Genomic DNA, 23136 nt, shown 5'->3' with positions numbered 1-23136 from the left:
GCCAGACGTGAACTAGCGGATCCGTCGATCTTCGCATTCGAACCTGCAAAACAAGTTTGTTTCGATCAGACGCAACGGTCGACCTTTAATTCGTCGTGGAGTCATCATTTGTTTTTCGGCCGTTAAATCGAACGTAGGAACCTCAACCCGAATCGACCATAGTCCTGGCCGTCTACATCTCCATCGCCGTCAGAGTCAAGTGCAGGGTTGTAACCGACTTCGTCTTGCACACGCAAGAAAGTTGCGCCGAATCTTCCGTAGTCTTGGCCATCAACATCGCCATCGCCATCGGTGTCGCCAAACAACCGGAAAAATTCGTCGTGCCGATCCGAGAACATCGCGAGCCCCCCTTCGGTCGCACGGATTTTTTCCGCGTCAATGCTCAAACGGTAACGTCCGTCGATGAGCGAATCACCTAGTGCTTCATGCCCCTCACGATCCGCCGTAAGCTGGCCCGAGAAAGTCAAGATTGCGACCGTGGTTTCATCAATGTCCACGACAGAAGTGCTGATTCGGCCGACCGACTGCAGTGTATCGCGATTGATGACCCGAAACGCAGCGGTTACGTCGGAGTGCAAAACGCGAGTGTCAAACGAAACCTGGATCGAAGTGACTTGCGACCGTTGCGGACCTCCGTCGTTGATCATGACGTCAATAACCTTCGGGATCGGCAGCGGTGTGTGATCGAGAACGATGTTGGAAACCACACCCGATGAATCATCAATGACGCGCCATTCGATGCTTCGATTTGGAGCGATCACCAAATCACAATCGATTGCTGCTGAATACCCATTCAAATCTCTGGCCGTTTCCCATGTTCCTCCCGCGACACGGTATTCCAATCGGCTGATGCGATTGATGGTGATATCATTCCCATTGCCGCTGGGATTCAGGTTCGGAAGCGTATTGACCGATGCACTGCCTCGAAAATGATACCGGCGTGTTGACTCGTCATAGGTGCCTGATCCGGTTAGCGACAACGGAACATCCAAGACGTCGAAGATCCCGTCACCATCGGAGTCTTTCCACCCGATCATCTCGAGTGACGTTGGAGAACTGGTGAAATTTGCATAAGCGGTCGATGCCGATTCGGCCATAAGGCTGTCGACCCGCTGAGTTCGATCTGGATGATCCTCGTAGGCATTTAGGTTTTGCGTGTTGTAGTACCCCCTGTGGTCTGTGTAGGAGCGTCCCCCCGGGTACTCATCCAAATTGTAGAAAATGTGGCCGACTTCATGTGCGATCGTAACAGCGGACCGATGCTGTTGGATCAACGTGTAAGGGCCACCGGCGTATGCCCAAGCATTCGAGTTATCAGCGTAGCGGCCATCGGAATCCATGCTTCCATTGGTCACAAAGATCGTAAACGCCCAATTGGTTGCATTCTCGAGTCGCTGCAGATGGTTGTAGGCATCGAGATCAGCGAACGTACTGGACACGGTGTTGGCACCGACGGCATCAAGAAAGGCGTTCGTCCAGTCGCTCTGGTCACCAAAGTTACCGGCAATTGGTTCATACGGGATTTCGATGGGATGATCGAGAAATTGAAAGTCGACCTGGAAGTTCAAATCATGCGTGGCCCCCCGTCTGTCTAGAACCTCCTCCCACCACTGCAATCCTTCATTCACTTTCTGCCGGAAATCGACTTTTTGACTTGGTGACCATCGTTCGAGGACATTGTCCATCCTACCGTCGGATTCGAATGCGACGACATTGACATGAACCGAACCGAGCATGAATTCAGAGGTGTCACTGGCGCCGGCGCCGAGTGGCACCATCGTTTCTCCTGGGTGGTCATCATCGGAAATCCAACCGATTGCCTCTCGTTTCCCTATAAAACCCATCTCGGGGGCCGACAACATCAATAAGAAATGCTCAAGCTCCTCGTCTTCACCGTCCCCAGAAACGAGCACCGAAACGGATTGCTGCGTGACCCCGGGTGAAAACGAGAGACTGCCCTCGGCGGCGAGAAAGTCTTCTCCGGCAACGGCCGTCACGGACATCGTTTCATAGCTTACCGTTACCGTATCGTGGAACGGCTTTGACAGTTGAACATCAAAGATTGCTTCGATGGTTCCGTCGTTGCCCTCAATCACGCCGGCATCGCGGACGTGAATCAACGGCCGTCCGCTGGCATCGACAACCTCCAGTCCGATTGAGAACTCGGAGGTGTTTCCGTCGGCGTCCGTCGCAGTGGCGGTAATGGTTTGACCAACAGCAGAAACGCCGGCCACTGGTACCGAAAAACCTACGCTGCCCACCGAATCAGTCGTGGTCTCGGTGGCCCCAATCCAGGATTCTCCCTCGTTGATTCCTAGCGTCCCTGAGTTGGAATAGAGATCGATCCAGTAGGATTGATTCGGACGACTATTCAGTACACCTTCGACGAGAAGAGTCGATCCGGTGGCCACGGCTTGATGAAGTACCGGGTGGTTCTGCCCGGTGTTCGCTCCGCCATCGGAATCAAGAGTGTCATTTGCGTTGCGTCCGAGGACAGCGGAAACGCCGTCGGCGCCGGTTTCGGCGAGTTCGATACCGAGCTTGGTATTGAAATAAATGGAATTGCCGCGAATCCGGTTTCTCACTGCCCCGGTTTCGCTCACCATCACACCTTGACGATTGTTAAACGCGATGGCGTTGGATTCTCCCGGCACGGTGCCGCCGATCTGAAAGTCCTCGGATCCGGCATTGAGCCGGATTCCGGTGTGAGCATTGCTGAGATTGGTGACGTTATCTGCCCCGACACCGATCCAATTACCGAAGATCTTGTTTGCGGCGGAGCCGTTGTGTGCTTCAATTCCATCGGAGCCGTTTCCGCCGATGACGTTTCCGGCGCCGCTGTCTCGACCTCCGACAGTGTTTGACATGGCAAAGTCCAACTCGACGCCGTCACTGCCATTTCCGATCGCCCTGCTCCCTGTCGAATCGGTTCCAATCCGGTTTCCTTCGATTCGATTCAAAGTCGTCCCGATCCCATTGATTTCCACGCCGTCATAAAGATTGCCTGAGATGACATTCATGCTTCCACGAGTCGTGCCACCAATCTGGTTCAAGGAGGCGCCTGCTAGAAGATACACACCATCATTACCATTACCCAGAGCGATCGTTCCATCGCCTGCGACGCCAATCAAGTTCCCCTGAACAATATTGCTGTTCGTTCCGGTCCCGGATATTTCGATGCCATCAGAACCATTGCCCGAAATAACATTCCGCGAACTTTCGGTAACACCTCCGATCGTGTTTGCATTTGCACCATTCAAGATCAAGATCCCATTGCGGACATTAGCAATCGCATGCATTCCGGTGTGGTCGGTACCAATACGGTTCGCACGAATGAGATTACCGGTCGCCTCTCGAACCACTTCGATCCCGTCGCTGCTGTTTCCCGAGAGCAGATTGCCTCCACCATGCTCGGGTGATCCGATGAAATTTCCGGATGTATTGTCCAGTTCGACACCATCTAGGTTGGGTATCGCTGCCAAACCGAGAGCATCTGTCCCGATGAAATTCCCGGTGACCCGGTTCTCTCTCGTTGATTGACCATTGATTTCGATGCCGTCAAAAGCATTTCCCGATATGATATTGCGGTGGGCCACGGTCGGTCCGCCAATCGTGACTTCGCGGGCTCCCGCGTAAAGATGAATTCCGTCATTCGAATTTGCGATCGCCGCGGTCCCGTCGATCGTCGTGCCGATTCTATTCCCCTCTATTCGGTGCCCATTGCCGCCACGGATTCGGATTCCGTCAGCTGGAGAGGTCTGGTCTCCGTTACCAGAAATGACGTTGCCTGCACCGACCTCGGTTCCACCAATTCTCGCGCCGACCGAACCATCAAGCATGAGCCCAAAAGCCTGGTTCCCACGATCGCTCTGACCCGTTGCGTCCGTTCCAAGAAAGCTCGACTCAAGAACGAACGAAACGACGGCTCCGACTGAGATCCCTCCTCCACGGAATCCGTTGATCGCCAGCCCGAAAATACTGGTATTGTCCGCGGAAACACGTATCCCCACAGCGTCATCGACCTCTGGACCTTGGATTTCGATGTAGGGGTGTGATTGGTCACCACTCATCAATCGGCCGTCGATCACAAGGTCATCGGTGATCTCTGGCAATGGCGACGCCGGGGAAATGATCTGCACGCCATCCCCTGGAACATCAAATCCGATCACGTCGCGCCCCGGCAACATGTTCGCCTGTTCGATCGCCTCTCTCAGCGTGAGGACACCGTCGTTCGGATCGGATACATCGGTGGTCGACGTCACGGTGAGACTTGCCAATAGGTCGCGCCGTTCACAGTGCTCAAACCGCAACCATCGATGAGCCCGTCGCTCGGGTAACGAACGACGCTTCTTCTTGCCCTTGATCTTCATCGAATAATGCTACCTAAATTTTCCCCGCGAAGGCACAAAACCCCGAGCTCCAATTGCCGATGCGTCGAAAGTGAATGCTACAGCGTTCGCAAGAAACGCAGTCCGAATTGGCCGTAGTCTTGTCCGTCGACATCGCCATCACGATCGAAGTCAAAGATCGGATCGAATCCTTCACGATCACTGTTTCGCAAAAAGGTGAGTCCGAATCGGCCGTAGTCTTGGCCGTCGACGTCCCCGTCTCCATCGCTGTCGCCAAAGAAGCGAAAGAAATGATCCACATAATCCGTACCGGCTCCGGAGCCGCCGTCGAGTAGCAAACCTTCCGAAAAGACCTGGTCTGCATCAATGATCAGTTCGTAATGACCATCAAGCAGGCTACCGTTTATGGTCTGTTCCCCGGAAAACTCAAGCTTTACCGTGGTGTTCCCAGCGACGTCGCAAAAGTGCTTGACCTGCACATCGACGGGGCCGCCTAACGTTCCCACCTTCGTCACCGTGAACGCGTTTGGATCAATGTCAACCAATTTATCAAAGGTAACCGTTATCGTCCGAATGATCGAGCGTTGCCCGCTCGCATCGTCGATTTCAGCGGACAACACCTTGGCGGCACGGGGCAAGGACCGCATCGTCGCTGATAGTGTCAATGGACGCTGTTGAAAGTTGCCGTCGATTTGAAGGTCAATGAATTTGGCTCCGCCACTTTGCGGGAACGCTTGCAACTCGACCCGAACTGATTCGCCGGGGTAGATGACTCGCTTTTGCGATGGACTGCCCGACAGCGGAACACCGTCATAGGTCACATCGAATTCATTGATACTTTGACCGGTCACAATTAGATCATCAATGTCGGCGGGCCCGTTGCCAATGTTTTCGAGCGTGAACCAATGGAGTTCGCTGTTTGTGGAATCCGCCGTGCGATTGCCAAAATGTACGTATTGGTCATCTTGGACACCACTTGAATCGGTGACCATCAATTCGGCGGACGTTTCGATCGTTACCTGTTGATCAAGGTACGCGGCGATCGGAGGATTCACTCCATCGCGAACCACCGAGTAGACGTAGTAGGTTCCCGATCGTAGGCCATACGGTTGCCAACGGAAGGACTGTTCTGTCTCGCCAAGATTGCGGGCGATCTCGTATCCATCGAATCCTTCGTGATCATGGTCGAGATAAAAACTCACCCGAGCGTCGGAATCTGGGTCCGTCAATTGAAAACTCAAACCGACGGATCCGTCAGCCATCGTCGTCGGAGGATCAATTTGCAAACTGGGAGGAGTATCGTCAACAAAATAGGACGTCTGTATATTCAGATCACCTTCTACAAAATCAATCACCCACGTCCGCACGGTGCTGGAATCCTGCTGAATCTTTAAGACGCGCACTGTTTCACCAACAATGCTTGTGCTCAAAGCGATGTCCGGGAGGTTGTTGAATTCGTTTTGTAGAATGACCGTTCCGTCCGGCTTGCGAATCCTCAATTGGCGTGAACCGACAGGCGACTCGGATTGAATGACAACGGCAGTCCGGGGTGAGAGGGTGGAGGAGGATCGGTATGCTCTCGTACCGACTGCCGTCGCCGGCGTTTCTTCACGCATGCCGATCCAGTAATCGAAGGTTCCGTCAAATCGAGCTTCGAAACCGACGTTGAACCATCCCACTTCCGACGCTTCGACTCGCAAGAACTCGTTGCTTCGATTATTCGTGTCGTCGGTGACATAGAGTGTTGTGGTATAGACCGATGGATCAAAGTCGACGAAGGGAATGATCTGGGCGATGTCGACGACCAATTGATCCCTCAGACGCAATTCGTCTCTCTCGGAGGAGCTATCCATCACGATTTGCGCTTCACCGTGAATCACACCGCCGAGCAGTTCGATCGTTCCTTCGATGACAGAGCGATCCTGATCTGGATCGATGTTGACCGACCCCGTTCCGTGTGCGAGCCGAAAAACAGGTGCACCGTTGAATTCCGCCAGGACGAGACTGAATTCGGCTTCAGCATCGGAAAAGTCAATGAACCATTGATCATCGAGTTTGTAGATTTCAACCGTCAATTCGCCGCCAAATTTCGCCAGGGCCACACTCAAACTGAGACTCCCCGTCCATCGTTCGAGCTCCTTAGGGAACTCGAGCTCCGCTTCCGGCAGGAAGGTCAGTTCGCCGATACCCGTGAGCCGCAACTTTTCAGGCGGCTCTCCTGGTCGGGGTTCGACGGAAAAGAAACGTGTCAAGTTCCCCACCTCCAGCCCAGCCTTGGAAAGGAACAGGCCGGACGTAAAGATTGGCCAGGGCTTTTCGGGCGAGATCTCGATTCGAGCCGAATAGATTTGGCTGGCTCGGAATTCAAGCTCACCGCGTAGATCAACAAATGGAAAGTCGAATGTAGCGCCGACCTTCACACCATGCTCTGGGGTACGCTCGAGTTCCAACTTCTTCAACGAGAAGGGCAAGAACGGCGCCTTGATCTCATCAATCACTAATTTATCGAGCGTCGGGTCGACGGGTTCGACGCCCAGAATCTGAGGAAGGGTCTGCCCGAATTGAGTCCGTGCAAACTCGGCGGTCCCTCGAAAAACCAGCATCGCGGGTTGAAATCGCCGCCCCGAGATCGCCACGCCGACGTCATCAGCGGCTCCGAATGCGATCTGTGCCGCCAACAGAACGCCGTAGTACTCATAACTGGTGTAGTGAAACCAGAAACTATTGAGCGACTCGATCGTGAGATCGCCTGGGGTGACACCCGGGTTGCAGCGAACACTCCCCGAATCACATGCTTTGGAGTCTCCTTCGCGGCTTCCCGCAACCGGCACCTGAGGCAGTTGGACCGGCAGGAGATGTTTGTTGATCGGTGAGAGGGTGTTCATAAAATAGGATTTGACCTGTCCGTCAATGAACCGATCACCCGCCATCGAAACGAAATCGCCGTCGACAATATGGTGCACCACGGCCCCGGCACGGCGGGCATCGAATAGCTCAGCAAACTCGCTGTCGATCCCGGGAGAATTGTAAGTGGTGATCGCTGCCAGACGGTTTGTCGGATCCAGTTGCAACCAATCGACAGCGAACCATTGGGCGAGTGCTCCTCCGAGTGAGTGCCCAACTAATTGCACCGCGTTGCCCTGACCTTTCTGCTCGGTCAGCCAGGATCGGATGGCGCTACGGTTGTTGACGTATTGGGAGTACCCGACACCATTGACGTTGGTATCGATTGTCAACAGCTCGACGTTCGAGTCGGTGCCACGGAAGGCTAAGATCGGCTCACTTTCCTCCCCCTGGGCGGTCCTTAAAACCAAACCGATCGCAAAGAACTCGCCGCTACGAAACACCTTGTCAACAACGTAGTTGCCATAGCCGACTTGCGTTTCAGGCTCCAGGTCTTCATAGGCGAGATAACGTGCGACAATCTCCGGATGAATTGGCTGATCATCGTCTTGTTCGTCAGTGGAAAAGACGGTGATGCGCGCGACGGCGGTGTCAAAAATCGGCTCCCCTTGCTCATCAACGCTCGAGACCTGCAATCCGATGTAGTGGACACCGACAGAGAAGCCCAGCGAATCCAGTTCGGCCCAGGTCTTCCTGAGTGTTTGTCCCGAACCGTCGTCGTATTCACCGTCATGGTCTAAGTCCCAGTTGTACGCGGTGGCTTCGATCGAATCCGAGCCATCGAAAGTCGCGGGTTGGCCGAACTCGATCGAAAGCGTGCCGATCACCGCCGTTAAGCCGACGACGGTGACCGGGCTGTAATGGTGATTGAGCTCACCGATCGTGCTATCGGTGGTTTGGAGCGATCGCCCGGTAGAGTAGATGTCTTCGCCAGGCCGGTAGACGATGCGGTTGTAGTCCACGATCGCCCCCTGCCCATCGCGGGGATAATCGTGATACTCGCGGACAGGTTCATTGGTGGCAGGATCCAACCGGTCCGGTGGCGAGATGAGTCCGTTTCCGACGACGGTGGTTCCGGCCAATTCGGAGACACCGCCGTAGATGCCGCCACCTAGGGTGCTCGCCGTGTTGCTGCTCACTCGGCTATCGACGAGTGTCGCACCGCCAAAGATTCCGCCACCGAAATCGCCCCCCGCCTCATTTCTCGACACCGTTGTGTTAGTCGCATCGATGCTTCCATGGACACCACCACCGTTCCCTCCCGCCTCATTGTTTCCAATTTTCGACGACGACGAATCAACTCCGCCGGTAACATAGATTCCGCCGCCATCGCCGCCGGCGATGTTCGCCAGCACCTTCGATGTGGACAGTTGGACTTGAGAACCATAGATGCCTCCGCCTCGCGTTTGCGACCTATTGTTCAGCACTTCTGAAGCATTCAACGAAATGATATACCCATGAATGCCTCCGCCATCGTCTTGCGATTCGTTGTACAGAACATCGGTCTCAAAAAGCGAAACATTACTACCACGAATCGCCCCACCCTGTCCCCCACTTTGGTTTTTCAAGAAGGTACTCGCCTCGGCGATGACGTCGCCATAGACGGCACCGCCATCCGCGGCGGCGACGTTACCGATCAAGGTCGACTCGATGATCGTTCCATTTCCCAACGCCGCACCGCCACGTCCCCCGGAATGATTGCCAAAAAAGTTGCTTCGCTGAGCCGTGAAACTGCTGGTCGAAAAGGCCCCACCGGTTCCCGTGGCAATATTTTCGTTGAAAGACGAATCAATCGCCGTGACGGAATCCGCATGGACAGCACCACCGCCGCCGCCTGATTCATTGCGATCGAGTCGCGATCGGGTGACGGCGACTTGGGACGCTTTGACCGCGCCGCCATCAGACTCGGATTCGTTGCTGGAAAGAACCGATTCTTCAATGTCAAGCTCGGTCGCCGAGACTGCACCTCCCCGAAGCCCTGACTTATTCGAGGTCAACACGGATCCTGTGATCGTCATCCGTTCTCCTAGAATGCCGCCGCCGTCGCCGGTCGCGACATTGGCTGAGACTCGAGAATCAATCAAGTTGAGATCGCGTCCCCAAATCGCACCTCCCGAACTTCCTGCGGTGTTATTCGAGATCGATGAACCCGAGATGATAAAGTTTGCGGACGCGGATCCGGAAAAGCGAGAGACGCCTCCCCCAGCACCGGTGCTCCGGTTCGAGTAAATCGTCGAGTCCGTGATGTTGATCGCATTGGAAAGGATACCGCCGCCGTCGCCCGTCTTCGAATTGTTGCGAACGATGCTGTCGGTCATCGTCAATGAGGTCTTCGCGATGATCCCACCACCATCCTCGTTGTCGGCGATGGTTGAGTCGGCAACTGTGACGACGCCCCCGGTGAGCCCTCCGCTCGAGTTTCCGCTGATTCGTGAATTTGTAACCTCGATTCGTCCGGTAGCGTCTAGTCCGACACCTTGATTGTCACGAATCGATGAATCGGACACGACGATATCGCCGAACGCATCAATCCCCCCTATACCACGGTCGGCAATATTGCCTTGAATTGTCGATCCATGGACTGTCGCGCTGCCGGTCGAGACGGCGCCAACTCGGGAAGTGGAGACATTCCGATTGATCGTTGAATTGGTGAGGGTCGTCTGTCCGGTCAATTCGGTTGCGATCGCACCGCCGATCGATCCCTGGTTGTCCATAAACGTCGATCCATTGGCCAAAACCTGTTGCGTTGCGTAGATGGCACCGCCTTCACGAAAAGCCACGTTGCCAGAAAATGTCGTGCTATCGAGGTCAACTCGCTCGGCCCAAATCGCACCGCCGAGACCCTGCGTTGTCGTATTGCCTGAGAATGTTCCGCCAAATACCTCGACAGCCCCCGAACCGTGAATTGCTCCTCCGCCTCCAAAGATCCCGGCGACCGATTCGTTATCAAAAAAATCTGTTTCAGAGACAGCTAAGCTCGCAGCCGCATAGACTGCACCACCCACATCGGCGCGATTGAACTCGAATCTGGAGTCCTGCACTGTGGACTCTGCCACGCTATAGATCGCACCTCCTTTTTCGGCTTCATTCTTGACAAACACACTGGAGGACACGGATAAACCGCCGCCGGCGTAGATCGCTCCGCCGTTGGACGCAGATATTGAATTGGTTACATTTTCGATGAATTGCGTCCCTGCCACCACAAGCGGTGAGACTTCGGAGCGGACCGCGCCGCCGAACCCGCTATAGTTGCGTGAAACGACACTATCGACCAAATCGACAGTCCCGGATCCGGTCACCAGAACCGCAGCGCCTCCGACAAGATGTTTTACGAAGAGTCCGATGTCTGTCGGGTTGCCGAAACCAATGTTCGTCGACTCCGCCCAGCCGCCCGTGATCGTCAAGCCATCAAACTTGACGGATTGATCACCGCGAACCCAAACCACCGTCAGCACGTTTTCGTCGATCCGGTGCTCTTGGACACTTGTAAACGGAAGTGCGGGATCGTCGTTTGCGTCCAGGTCTCCCGACAGCACCGTCGACAAAGCCAGTGTGCCATCGGCTTCTCTAGGTCGCTGATCTGCTACTGTCTCCGATCCGGCGAATCCACCGACCAGAGAGACGCCATTGGGAATCTCGAATGTGGAGAGCCGCCGACTGGTGGAATCCCAGATTCGCTGAGGTCGGTAAGTCCCTTCGGCGATCCAAACCTCGTCGACATCGTTGGCTGAGTCGACGTCGTTGTTTCGTAAGCGGGCCTCGGCCAATGCCGATTCCAAGCTGACAAAAGCTGACGTCCAATCCGCTCCGTCGCCACCGGACGCAGCCATGCCATCGACAAACAAGGTTGTCAGAACTCGTCGAGTCTCAAGGCGTTCGAACGTTTTCCGGCGAACTCGGCGGCGGTGATTGAAAAGGTTTCGGCGACAAGGTGAAACTGGTGGCATAATCGGATCCGATGAATCTCGGGTGGCAGCATCCGATGCAAAGTTTAGTGGGGGTGCCCACCCCTCGCAAGATTCGGTCAGATGTCGGCAGACTGCCACAACGATCCAGAAGCGGGTATCGATCTGATCGCCGATCGAGTTCACGCGTCAACGAAGAATCATGACGCGTGCGCAATGATGCCCCAAAGCGTCCGCGTTCACATTTCCTGCGGCTCGCCGGCGCAATGGTCATCCGCTAAGCCCCATGGGACACATTGGACGGCTGCGTCCTCTTTTTGCATTTGGTCCCATCACATGCGTGGCAATCCGGCGTGGCGACTGCGGTCGCCGTTGCGCTTGATTCGCCTTGGTGATATGCCGCCTTGGGGTCAGCTTGTCTGCAACTGTTGACTGTCGTGGGGTTGGCCGATGGCCGAGAGCAGATCGACGAACCACGGTGCGTTCTTGTTGAAGGGTTTGCCGCCGCGGATGCGTTCGAATTCGATCGCCCGCAGTTCATCACCACGTTCTTCGTCTTCGCCGACCACGCCGCCCTGTCCGGCCATCGCACAGTCGACCGCTTTGTCGGCACAGCTTTTGATCAACGCCAGATCTTTCTCGTTGGCGCGGGCGGCTCGGCTGAAGTATCCGCTCTTCTGGACCAGTGTCTTTTCGGCGCCGATCATTGCCGCGAACTGTTGGCCGAACCACTTGCCGGGGTTCACGGCATCCAGCTTGTAGTGCCCGAAGGCATCCTGCGGGACTTCTTCCCCACGCGATTGCATTTCTTTGACAATCGTTTCCACGCCGGCACCTTCGGAAATGAAGATGTTGACGCAATCCAGTTCGTCCATCACACCGCGCAGACGAGCGGCTTCCTTTTCCAGGTCGAATTCCATTTCCGGGATGTAGACCCCATGGACTTCGTCGCGCTCGCGGCTGAGTCCGGCATCGGGCAGGAATTCCAGTTGATCGAGCGACTGGGTGTAACTGTCGGCCGTCGCCGCAGTCAGCCAGCCGCAGTTTCGCCCCATCACCTCGTGCACGATCAACATCCGCGGATTGGCGTTTTGTTCGGCGACGACGTTCTCAAAGAATCGCGCGCCCTGTTCGGCAGCCGTCCACGCGCCCAGGCTTTGTTTGATCGGAATGACATCGTTGTCGACGGTCTTGGGCAGTCCGACCACGGTCAGTTCATAATCGTTTTGTCGCAGGAACGCCGCCAGATCGGCCGCGGTGGTGTTCGTGTCGTCTCCGCCGATCGTGTGCAGTACATCCACACCGTCCTTGCGAAGCTGTTCGGCCGCGACGGCCAATGGATCTTGCCCTTCTTGGATCAGGCCGCGTTTGACGCAGTCGGCGACGTTGGTCAATTTCACGCGGCTGTTGCCGATCGGGCTGCCGCCACGTTTGTGCAGTCGGGCGGCGTTGTCCCGGACCGTCTGGTTGACGACAAAACTGTCGCCCAACAGCAAGCCCTTGTATCCGGACCGATAACAAATGATTTCGACCTCGGGCGCCACCTCGGTGTATCGCTCGATCAAAGCTCCGATTCCCGAAGAAAGGCAGGGCGCAAGTCCGCCCGCCGTCAGGATGCCTACCTTCTTTACTGCCATGACTGTTGTCTCGTTAAACCGTTGACTGGACTGTTCGATTGTGATGATGCCGGATCGCATTTTACGACGCATCGACCGACCGGTCACCCGGGGCAGCCGAGCCGAAGCAGGCGTGCCCTTAACCGGGGCACTGGGGCGATGAAAGTGTCCTTGGGAGTCACACCCTGGCAGTGCTCGCATGTCACACCCCCCGGTTAATTGTCGCTTGCGTCGGATCCCCGGCGTCTCCCACGCTCTGGCGAGCGTAGCTACGTCACAGTTTTTCGCTCGGCGAGTTGCCGCTGGCGGCGACCGAGCCGCAGAGCCGCATAGGACCACAATGCGATCAGGGGCAAACTCCATAGATTCAGGGTCGCGAACCCGAATCCGGCCAGATTTCGCAGCGACCCCAAGACTTGACTGGAAAGCGCATCTCCGCCACGCAGGACGACCGTGTCGATAAAGCTTTTCGATTTGTACTTGTCCCGGCGACTGACCACGGTGAACAACACCTCCCGGGCCGGCACCGTGATTCCATAACCGGCCGCGCGGGTGACGACCATCGCCGTGGCAACCACCGCCAGACTGCCGTCGACCGACAACACAGAAAACGAGACCAGATAGACCAGCGGCAAAATCACCAACGCGACCGCCACGCCCAGCCGACGCAGGATCCACCCGGACAAGACCAACTGGGCCGTCAGGGTCAATACCTGCGTGCAAAAGTCGATGTAGGCGAACAGTTGTGTCTTGGATTGATCATCGGGAACGCTCGCCCCCACGATCTCGGCCTGCTGAAAATACAACTGCGTGCCCGCCGCTTGGACGAAGAACAGGTAGATACAGATCGACGCCAGGTAGCTGGATTGCAAGACGTGCGTGACGCCTTCCCAAAGTCCACCAACCGCGGGAGGCCGGTCCGCATCGCGTGGCGTTTCTTTCGGTGCAAACGACGGCTCCTTGGCCACACGCCGCTCCAATCGCCAAGCAAACCACAATCCCGCCTGCAGCGTCGCCATCGGGATCAGCAGCAGCCCGGCGGTCGACAATTCGGTCGCGACTTGGCTGGTCAACAGCGATCCCGTCACGGCCCCGACGGTCCCCCCGGCGGCGATCCGTCCGAACAGACGTTTGCCCTGTTCGCTGCTGAACAGGTCGGCCAAGACGGACCAAAACACGCTGGTCACGAACAACCCGAAAACGTTGACCCAAATGAAGAAGACTCGGGCCGCCCAGACACGGACCGGTTCGTTGCCGAAACTGAGCGAGACACTGAACACCAGCAGCGACAGAGTGAAAAAGTGAAACACCACGCGGACCAACCAACGGCGTGGCAGCCGATTGACCAGCACCGCATAGATCGGCACGGCGACCAGCATGGTCGCAAACGTCACCAGCATCAGCCCCTGAAGTTGCTTGGTCCCGCCGATCGCCGCCATGGTTTCCCGCACCGGCCGGACGACGCTGTAGCTGAGCAAGACAAAAAAGAACCAGATCGCCGCCAGGATCGCCACGCCGCGTTCGGCGTGAGCATCGGGGGCCTCGGGTAAAACCGGGTGTTGAGGCGAATCGCCCTCACCCGGGCAATCGGCCTGGTCTGGTGAATCGCGACGATCGGCCGGTTCGTGAATCGCTTTGCCCGCTATGGTGGTGGTGCCTGTCCGCCGCGTCGGCGTCGTTGAAGATCCCGGATCACTGCCGGATCGTGTCGATCGTTAGCTGGACAACGCCACTTTGACGTAGCCAGAGCGTGGAAGACCCCGGGGATCCACCTTCTGGCGAAGGTAGCTACGTTCGACCAGCGGTCAACGATGTTTCTTGTCCAAAGTGCCGCTGTCCAGCTAGAAAGTAACGAAACTGGTCTGAGCGGGCAAGGAAGTACGCAACGATCGCTCGGGTGCAACGAAAATCGGAGCTGAAAACCGGGTCTGTCGTCCGGGGCGACCTGCTGATTCTCGAACCATCACTCTCCATTGATCATCACCTCATGTGCCTGCAACCGATTGAACTTGATCCGGCCCCCGGTCCGATTCCCCGCCGCGTCGCCGAATGGATCGACGCCGGGCGGATGGCGGGCAAATCCGTCGACTGCTTCGATTACATTCCCAGCAGCGCCGAGTTACTGCACGCGTACTTGCGGGTCGTTCCTGGAAAGCGTTACTGCGAATGGGGCAGCGGTCCAGGCATCGGAACCGGCATCGCGGCGATGTTGGGATTCCGGGCGACGGGCATTGAGATCAACGCCGAATTGGCTCGGCGTTCTGGCGAGTTGTTCGCGCAGTTTGGATTGAATGCCGAGGTCGTCCACGCCAGCTATCACGACGTCATCGTTGCGGCCGATGTCGTGTTCGTCTATTGCTGGCCCGGCCAGGCCAACGCGGTTCGCGAGCGGTTTGAATCGGTGATGCCGCCTGGGACGTGGTTGTTGATGGCCGACGGCGCCGAACGCTTTTCGGCATTCTTTCGCAGTTACGGTGGCGGGTAATCGATTCGGTCTGAGCCGTGCCTTAGAATGCCGATAGACACCAGTCACCGACGGCATTCATCATCAATCCCTGACGACAGTACGATGGCAAAAGCCAACCAACGAGCCGGATGGCGCAAATCCAACAAACGCGTGGTCGCGGCAACGACGACGGAATTCGGCCATCGCGGGCGTGAAAGTCGAAAGCTGTTGTTCCGCGTCAGCATGCTTTCGACGTTGGGGATTCTGTTGTTGGCGCTGTTGGTGTACATGCTGCGTCGCTCGCCCGACCGTGACGTTCCGTTGATCGTATCAGTCGTCTCACAATCCGGCGCGCGGGCGAACAATTCGGCTTTGTTCACCGCCCCGAATCCGTTTGCGCTTGAAGACGTCGAATTGCTTTGGTCGTGGTTCGGCGGTGGTGCCAACGCTCCGTCAGAAAACGTCGTCGTGGTCGGCGATCCCAACGACGCATCGGGCGTGATGGGCTATGAAACCGATCGTCTGATCTCGGCGATCACCAAGCCGTTGGCGACCGTCCAGCCGGGCGGTCCCGACGGCAACATGATCGCGATTTATTTGAGCGCACACGGGTTCGTCGACAAGGGGACGCCGTATCTGGCCGTCGGTGACAGCCGCGCCGACAGCGAACAGACTTGGATCCGGTTTCAAGACCTGTTTGACGCCATCGTCGGCACGCTTGACGAACGCGGCGGTGATTCCAAAGACGTCAAAACGGTGTTGTTTATCGACGCGGCGCGGGTCGGCTCCCAGTGGGATTGGGGCCAGTTTTCCGAATCGTTTTCCGAAGCGTGCGAGCGAGTCACCGGCGGCGTGCCCGACCGCATCGCCGTCGTTTTGTCGGCCAGCCCTGGCCAACGCAGTTGGTGGGATCCACGCAAAGGACGCGGCTTGTTCACCCAAGCCCTGGTTGAAGCGTTGACCGGGCAAGGGGACTTGGATGGCGACAACACCGTCACGGTGGGAGAGATCGCCGAGTACCTGAAACGCCAGGTCAACGAATATGCCAAAGCGACGTGGGATGCCACGCAGACGCCGATGATCGTCGGCCGGCAGGCGGCCGATTGGAATTTTATCAGCCAGCCCGGGCCGCAACCGCCGCCGCCGGAAACAGGCGTCGATGTCGACCGGCTTCGCAGCGACTTTGCAGAACTCGATACGCTCTGGCAGCGACACAACCGCCTGACGCGGATGACACACCCGCCGCTGGCATTTAACCCGTTGGGTTGGGCGACGCTGGAAAAAAAACTGGCACGGCTGGACGCCCTGTTGTTGGCCGGAAAAGGCTATCGAGACCGCTTTGTCACGATCCGGTCCGGTTGCGAAAGTGATCTGACGCAATTCGAAATCGGCCCCGACACCATGCCCGAGCCGAGTTCCTTGCCGGAACTGGCGCTGCGCGATTATTTCCGCGGCCCGGAACTTGAACGCGCCGGCTGGAGCAAGGATGAAGGTGCGGCGTTTGAAGAGATGGTCGCCAATTGGCGAAAGAAACCCGACATCGCCGCGGCAGTTCAAGTGCCGATGAACGAGGCACAGGCGATCCGATTCCTGTTGCCATGGATCGAAGAGAAAAAGTACGCCGCGGAATCGTTGTCGCTATCGTCACAACTGTTGGATCGTGCCAATTTGGTGACCGGCGTGCAGCCGGCCTCGTTGCTCGAATCACAACTGATGCGGCTATGCGCGGCCCCCGATCTACAACATTTGGAACCGCAAACCATCGCGACCCTGTTCGAATGTCAAAACCTGAGCCGTCAGACGCTCTGCAGCGACGATCTGCGGGCATCGTTTTGGATCCGAAGTCGCCTTGCCGATCTGCAACAACAACGGCTGGCGTGTGTCGATCGGATGTTGTCGCGAAACACCGGCGAACAGACGCTCGGCCGCAGCCGTTGGGCCGAGGTCCGCGTCGGATTCGAATCGCTGAAGCAATCCGCAGCAGAGATCTCGCAAGCGTATCAGTTGCGCGACCAGATGCTGCACTCCATTCCACGCATCGCCGAAACGTTGATGGTGGACATGGCGGCCTTCGATTATCAGGAACAGTTTCCCGATAGCCAGACCCGAGCGATCGTCGGCCGTGCGATCGATGCGTTGGCGGCGCTGGTGTCTCGTTTGCAATTGCCCCAGGACGACGACAACCAACCGATCCAGTCGCGGGAACCACAAATCACCGCCGCCCGGCTGGAGGCACAAAAGGCGTTTGACGCGCTGACCGGACGCATCATCGATCGACTGAATCTGGCGACCAAGGAGAAAGCGGGCGATGCCAAGGGGCTGCGTCAGAACTTTGCCCTGCTGGCCGGTTCGGGGACCGACAGCGCCGAACTGCGTCAACGGGTGCACACGCGGCTGTGCGATCTGATCGCCGACGAAAGTGCCGGTGCGGGTATCGTCCAAAACAACCAGCCACATCAACCCGCCGCGGACGCGACGACGGCCGCCCTGGAGCTGATGGCGATCGGCCGCAAACACGTCTGGGACCATTGGTTGAGCGTGACCCGCGACCCCGCGCTCTTGGGGGCTGTCGCGGCGACGACCGACGCCACCGATGCCACACCGCCGAATCTGGTCGCATTGTTTCAAGACACCGGCGCCGCGTTTCGCAAACTGGTCGCCGAACTTGTCGGCGGACGGTTGGCCGAGCGGACACTGGCCGACGACGTGATCGATGATCCGATCAAACGATCCGAGCAAAAGGCATCGCTGGAAACAACGCGGCGACAAATCGAACAGTGGGACACCTACCTGCGTGGCCGCACCATCCTGTTCTCCTATGCCCCCGCCGAAGTCGAAAAGATCGGCAAGGGACGCTTTGCGATCGACCAACAACTGTTCCTGTTCGACCACGCGGCGCGGACCATCGATGAATTCTGGTGCGGCGCGCGGGAAGGCGACGAGCCGTTCTTCGTCGCCGCCGGCAATCGGTTGCTGCAATCACGCAATCAAAATCCGCTGTTCCCGACGATCAAGATGAATCTGGACGGGGTGGATTTGAGCGAGCGACTGGCCGCGGCCGGGACTGCGGCGACCGCACGGACATCGCTCCAACCCCAGCCGGCCGAAGAGTTCCGCGTCGGAACGTTGCTAAAGTTTGTCATCGGAAAGCAGGTTCAATTCGTCCTTGATCGCCCCGCTTCGGTTCCGGCCGGTTTCGCATCGGTGTGGTCGCCGCTGGGTGATCAATCCAAGACCGTGGCGTTGAATCCATCGGCCGACGGATCGGTGTCGGTCCCGATGACGGTCCCCTCGGACACGCCGGCCGAGGAAGCCTCTCTCGTGACCGACGTGTTTTTTCGCGGCCTGCGTCGATCGGGACGGATCGCGTTTAAAACACTGACCGGGGGGACGCGGACGGTTTTCCGATTGCCCAACTATGCCGAGCCTGCGGCGCGGGTCATTCGCCAACAAAAGGAACCCGAACGGCTGTTGTTGGTCATGGATTGCTCGCGATCAATGGGGATTACGACCAACGTCGGGTTGTCGCGACTGGAGGTGGCCAAGAATGCCGTGACGGGTTTTTTGAACGGGCTAGCGCCGGACGTGGAAGTCGGGCTGATTCTGTTCGGCGATCAATTCGGGTTTAAGGAGTCGGTGGTCAACCCGATGACTGGAAAACGCAGTCGGGATGGGTTGCCCAAAATCTGGCCGGTCGAAGTCAACGGTCAATTCAAGTTTCGCATCGAACAACTCGTCCAGGGACAGATCGTCGACGCCGGCCACGTCGCCGGGAACGAAAACGTCGCCAACAATCCCAACCTGGACGTCCGTGTTGCGGCGCCGATCAAACCGCTGGACCAACGGCACCTGGGTGATTTGAGGGGAAAAATATCGGGCCTGGGCGCGATCGGCACCACGCCGACGTATCGTGCGATTGCCGAAGCCTATAAACAGCTCGCACGACGCGGCGGCCACATCATCGTGCTGACCGATGGGTTGCCGACGGTCGTTCACACCGAAAACGTCAACGTCGACGACTTGAGCGATCAGGCACAGACGCTGTACATCAAAAACAAAGACAACATCAAATTGACGTTTGTGCGTTATCTGATCGGTGCCAAACAACTCGAAGACGAATTCCGAGGTGCCAAGTTCCTGAACGCCGCCGATGGAAAAGCACTGCTGCGGCACCTACAAAACATCCGCCGCAAACCGGAGGTCGTTTGGGAACGCAATCGCAATGAGGCGAGTGTCAAAGCCGACTTTGATTCGATCGTTTCGATCTCCCAGTGGCCGCCGACCGGCGTCGCCACGCCCAGCGGACACCCGGTCCTGCCGGCTCAACCGTTTTCCATCCGAGCGATCGTGCCCGATTCCAGCGATCCGATCGACGAAAGGACCGATGTCCGAGTCGAAGGCGGCGAACAATTCGAATTGATTCTTGCGGACAAACAGCTGTCTCATCAACCGTTTAATTTTCAGTTCACGCCGCTGAACAAGATCTCGACGCAATTGACCGATTCGAGCCGGTTTCAAGTCCGCGCGGGCCCGATGGGCAAACGTGTCGATCGCCAGTTGACTCTGCAGGTGGCGCTCGAAAGCGCCAATGGTGATCGGGGCAATGGAAAATTCACACCGCGGCCATCCGACATCTGGATCGAACTGACGGGCATCGACAGTCGGGCGGCCGCCCGGGGACGCAACGAGACGTATTCGTTCAGTTTGCCGGAGTTCCTGGAACGTCAACCGATTCCGATCCTGCTGTGCCGGATCGATGACTTTGACGCGCGATTCGATCAAGTCGCCGTGAAAGCTTGGATGCGTTTCGGAGATCAACGTTTGGCCGGAATCCCCATTCCGCTGGACCAGCCGGGGCGGATCACGTTGGATGAATTGCCGGGCGTCTCGTTTCGCACCCAACGCGGAGTCAATCCCGCCGGCGGGATCCGCGTCACAGTGACCGAGCAATACACCCAGGAACGTGAACCCAACACCATTCGCGTTCTGCCGACTCCGCTTTGTGACGAAGCCTCCACCGTCGTGTACCGCGATAAACGTGTCGTCACACGGACGTTTGATTTCGCCGATGCCGACACGTCGGTTTCGCTCAGTGTCGTCGCCGCCGGCGAGATTCAGAAACAAAGCACGCTGGCGGCCACCGGGTCGGTCCCGATCGACTTTGACAGCCGTTAGTAGTCGACTTCCACGCCGAAGTACGGTGTCAGACCGGGGGACAAGACGGCGGTTTGCCCGAACCGGCCCTCCGGAGGAAGCCGCAAGTTCAGGTGTTCGTAGTAATTGTTGTCGAACAGGTTCTCCGCCCCCATCGTGATGTTGACGTTGCCCGCCGGTCGGAAGTAGCCGCGAATGTAGCTGGTGGTGAATCCGGGCGTCGCGGTTTCCAGTTCCACCACCCCGGTGGCCGGCGCGACCTCGCGCAGAGTCGCCAAGCGATCTTGGTTGTCCACCATCCGCAAGCCCCATTCGACTCCCCAGGCGTTGCGAGGACTGGTGTCGATCAGCCGCAGACCCGCGCGTCCTTCCAGCGGGTTGATTCCTGCCAGCGGTTGATCGATCTCGCGGTCACGCCCGTCCAGATACGCCAAACTGCCGAACACCTGCCAGCCGTCCACCAGATCCGCTTCGCAGTAGTACTCGAATCCTGTCAGCGTGGCGTATTCGGTGTTCATCGCACGCAGCAATCGGGCTCCCTGGGGATCGTCGCCCACGTTTGCCTCGTAGGTGATGTAGTCCACGATCCAGCTATGGAAGGCACTCAATCGGGCACGCAAATAGTCGTGTTCCATATTGATACGACCATCGACCTGCCAATTGCGTTCCTTGCTAAGCGTAGGATTGCCGATCACGCGACTGAATCCACTTTGGATGATTGCCAAGAACAGACCGTCGCTGTAACGCTGTTCGAGGTTGGGCAAACGTTCGGCATAGCCGAAACCGATGCGGGCTTTCCAAGCCGGTGCCAGATCGATGTCGTTGGTGATAAAAAACGCACTCAAGACGTCGGACACGTCCAAGTCTTGATTGATCTCGTTGGTGAACGGGTCACGGAAATTCGAGCGATCCAGAGCGACGTCCCGCTCGTCGGCTTCGGTGTAGGCCAACGAGACGCGGGCTCCCACGGCCGTGCTGAGAAACGGTCGCGGCCTGAAGGAATACTCGGTGTACAGACCGGGTTCGAAAACCTCGGCGGCCGGCAATCCGGTGTTGAAGTTGTCCAGAGGATTCCCGATATTGTCGGTGAAATCGGACAGGTCGAATGATTCGTCGATTTCTTGTCGGACATACCGAAAATCCACGCCGGCTCCGACGGTGCGGTCACGATCAAGCTCTTGCGTGAATCCCGCTCGCATCCCGGCACTGATCAAATCGCCGTCGACGGTTCCAAAAAATTCTTGGCCGGGGGCGGCGACGACGGGCGTCGGCGACGGCCCGGTGTTGATCGGTCTGCCGATTTCCGCCAAGGCGTCGTCGACACGTTGCAACACGGGGAAGTCGACGCGTCGCTTGCTGCCATTGGCCGTGTCACCGTTGAACGTGGTGTAGTTCGCCCAGCTGTCGATGCGATAACCGAAACCGGCCCGGTCGTCACGGTGAACCAGACTGTGCGTCAGCCCGTCGCTTTTCAAATCATCGACGTCGAAAAACTGCCCCGCGTATTCGGTGTTGTCCTGGTCAATGTGCGTGTATCGCAACTCACTACGGGTTTGTCGGTCGATGTCGTAACCGATCCCGGTGAACAGGTTGAACGCGTCGTAGCTGGACGGAACCAGCAACCCGTCGCCGGCGGCGTAATCGCTACCTTTGCGATAGCCGACGTTCGCAAAATAGCCAAGACTCTCGCCGCCACCAAATAACGTCATCGTGTTGTAGGTTTGGCCACCATTGGTACGCACGTTCGTTCCCAAGCGGACGTGGTTTTCCCAGCCACATTGGTATCGCGGTGCGGGGATCGTATCGACGTTCAAGAATGAGAACCCGCTGCCGTAGCGCACCGTGTAGGGGCCACTATAAACCTGCATGTTGCCGATCAACGACTGATCGATTTTCGAGAACACGCCATCCAGGTCGCTACGGACCGGGAACTGGTACGATCCGTCATGGCCGGTGTAGACCTGACCGGTGTAGAACCCGCGAATCCGAGGATCAAAGCCCACTTGGCTGCGCTGGCGGGCACGAATGGTCTGGGTCGTCGGGTTGGCGACCAGCGTTTCTGCGATGTCCGGTGTGGTGGTCAAATTGAACTGCTGGGCGGTCACAATGTCGACCGCGGGCGCCTCGGACAAACCGACTTCGCTGGTCCCCTGGACCTGTTCCAAGTCCTCGATGAAACTCGCCGAATCGACCAGCGACGAGGTGTCCGTGCTGAGGGCCGGACGACTGATCAGACTCCAATCGCCGAACCCGAACTCTTCGGAAAATTCACCGGCGTCGAACGATTCCAAGCCGCCCGAAGGGCCGGCGTCGATCGGCTGCAGTCCCTGTTGGCCGACCGCTTCGCTGGGGGCACCAAACAGGTCTTCCTCTTCGAACTGAGCCGGGATCACCCCGCTGGCCACCATTTGCTCGAGGTTTTCGGCGATGCGCAGCAGCCGAAAATTCGGCTCGGCAACCCCGGCAGTGCCGGATTCAGGGGCACGGACATCCGTGACAGGCTGGCTGGTTGCCGGCAGAGCTGTTGCCGGCAATTTAAGTTCCGGCTCGTCGGCCATCACGGCGGGCATGGAGATCAACGTCACGACCGCCAACGGTAGCAGGCGTCCTTGCCTTTTTCGAAACATTGCATTCCCTGTCAACAAGCAGTTTTTATGGGAGATCGATCGATTCTGACGTCTCGTCCTTGATTCGTCCGCGCAACCAGCCTTTATGGGGGTAGATCGACGGTCACCCCCAAATGCCTAAAGCAAATGTTAGGC

7 protein-coding genes are annotated in these 23136 nt (G+C 57.5%); 2 read left to right on the top strand and 5 right to left on the bottom strand.

Translation table 11 applies throughout. From position 1 onward, the window contains the following. Nucleotides 1–122 precede the first annotated feature (122 nt). The 4 genes from H1B37_RS25520 to H1B37_RS25505 form a co-directional block, all read right to left on the bottom strand. Nucleotides 123–4370, bottom strand: coding sequence for a Calx-beta domain-containing protein (locus H1B37_RS25520; RefSeq protein ID WP_182870109.1), 4248 nt, complete (start codon nucleotides 4368–4370; stop codon nucleotides 123–125). Between the two features lie 77 nt (nucleotides 4371–4447). Next, a complete protein-coding gene (locus H1B37_RS25515; protein WP_182870108.1) occupies nucleotides 4448–11083 on the bottom strand; it encodes a lipase family protein in 6636 nt (2211 codons plus the stop codon). Between the two features lie 485 nt (nucleotides 11084–11568). After that, entirely contained in the window at nucleotides 11569–12795 is a 1227-nt protein-coding gene (locus H1B37_RS25510; protein ID WP_182870107.1) for a pyrophosphate--fructose-6-phosphate 1-phosphotransferase, read from the bottom strand. A 248-nt stretch (nucleotides 12796–13043) separates the two neighbouring features. Continuing rightward, the gene (locus tag H1B37_RS25505; protein WP_353620917.1) at nucleotides 13044–14288 is read right to left on the bottom strand and encodes an NTP/NDP exchange transporter; all 1245 of its coding nucleotides are present in this window, start codon (nucleotides 14286–14288) and stop codon (nucleotides 13044–13046) included. Nucleotides 14289–14671: 383 nt separating this feature from the next. Between H1B37_RS25505 and H1B37_RS25500 the strand changes: the two genes are divergently transcribed. Together H1B37_RS25500 and H1B37_RS25495 are read left to right on the top strand one after the other, a co-directional pair. Further along, nucleotides 14672–15259, top strand: coding sequence for a class I SAM-dependent methyltransferase (locus tag H1B37_RS25500; protein ID WP_182870106.1), 588 nt, complete (start codon nucleotides 14672–14674; stop codon nucleotides 15257–15259). An 84-nt stretch (nucleotides 15260–15343) separates the two neighbouring features. Further along, complete coding sequence (locus H1B37_RS25495; protein ID WP_182870105.1) at nucleotides 15344–20395, top strand: caspase family protein; 5052 nt, start codon at nucleotides 15344–15346, stop codon at nucleotides 20393–20395. Here the strand turns inward: H1B37_RS25495 and H1B37_RS25490 are convergent. After that, nucleotides 20392–23001 carry a TonB-dependent receptor plug domain-containing protein gene (locus H1B37_RS25490; protein ID WP_182870104.1) on the bottom strand — a complete coding sequence of 870 codons (2610 nt, stop codon included), beginning with the start codon at nucleotides 22999–23001 and terminating at the stop codon, nucleotides 20392–20394. The two genes, H1B37_RS25495 and H1B37_RS25490, sit on opposite strands and share 4 nt — an antisense overlap. Nucleotides 23002–23136 lie beyond the last annotated feature (135 nt).

This window comes from Stieleria mannarensis (assembly GCF_014154935.1).
GTDB classification, from domain to species: Bacteria; Planctomycetota; Planctomycetia; order Pirellulales; family Pirellulaceae; genus Stieleria; species Stieleria mannarensis.
This window is presented reverse-complemented; position numbering and strand designations above follow the sequence as displayed.

What these genes read in the sequence shown, in the direction of transcription:
- H1B37_RS25520 (WP_182870109.1), bottom strand. Translation starts at nt 4,370, where the DNA reads ATGAAGATCAAGGGCAAGAAGAAGCGTCGTTCGTTACCCGAGCGACGG.
- H1B37_RS25515 (WP_182870108.1), bottom strand. Translation starts at nt 11,083, where the DNA reads ATGGCTGCGTCCGGTGGCGACGGAGCGGATTGGACGTCAGCTTTTGTC.
- H1B37_RS25510 (WP_182870107.1), bottom strand. Translation starts at nt 12,795, where the DNA reads ATGGCAGTAAAGAAGGTAGGCATCCTGACGGCGGGCGGACTTGCGCCC.
- H1B37_RS25495 (WP_182870105.1), top strand. Translation starts at nt 15,344, where the DNA reads ATGGCAAAAGCCAACCAACGAGCCGGATGGCGCAAATCCAACAAACGC.
- H1B37_RS25490 (WP_182870104.1), bottom strand. Translation starts at nt 23,001, where the DNA reads ATGTTTCGAAAAAGGCAAGGACGCCTGCTACCGTTGGCGGTCGTGACG.